This is a genomic window from Bacillus sp. TL12 (assembly GCF_022625245.1).
Lineage (GTDB): Bacteria > Bacillota > Bacilli > Bacillales > Bacillaceae_G > Bacillus_A.
This window is the reverse complement of the sequence record NZ_JAJJBY010000212.1, coordinates 1-468: the sequence shown is the minus strand read 5'-3', so window position 1 is coordinate 468 and position 468 is coordinate 1. Positions and strand designations below refer to the sequence as shown.

Annotated in this window: 1 protein-coding gene; it reads right to left on the bottom strand. The window is 37.8% G+C overall.

Going from position 1 to position 468, the window contains the following annotated elements; translation table 11 throughout:
- Nucleotides 1-468 (bottom strand): ABC transporter permease (locus LOK41_RS28595; protein WP_241819458.1); only part of this gene is annotated, 468 nt, incomplete at both ends.

The window sequence follows — 468 nt, the reverse complement described above, 5'->3', positions numbered from 1 at the left end:
CCAACAACAACTTCCCATGAAACAAGTGGTGGCCATTTCGCATAAATAGATACAATATAAGCGCCCGCATAACCAAGACCAATTCCAATTAATCCACCGAGAAGCGTTACCATAACCGCTTCAATTAAGAATTGCAATAATATTTTACTGCGCGTTGCTCCAAGTGCTTTACGTACTCCAATTTCGCGTGTGCGCTCTGTTACTGATACAAGCATAATATTCATAACCCCAATGCCACCAACAACTAAGGAAATGCCAGCGATGCCACCGATGATCATAGTCATAATATTTGTCATTTGAGAAATACCATCTTGAAGTTCTTTTAAGTTCGTTACTTCATATTTACCTGTAAACTCGCTTGGTTTGCGGCTATTTAGTACTTCAACCGCTTTTTTTCCAGCTACTTCTAAGTTATCAACATTTTTTGCTTGCACAGAAATATTTTGAATTTCATCTTTTCCATATAAC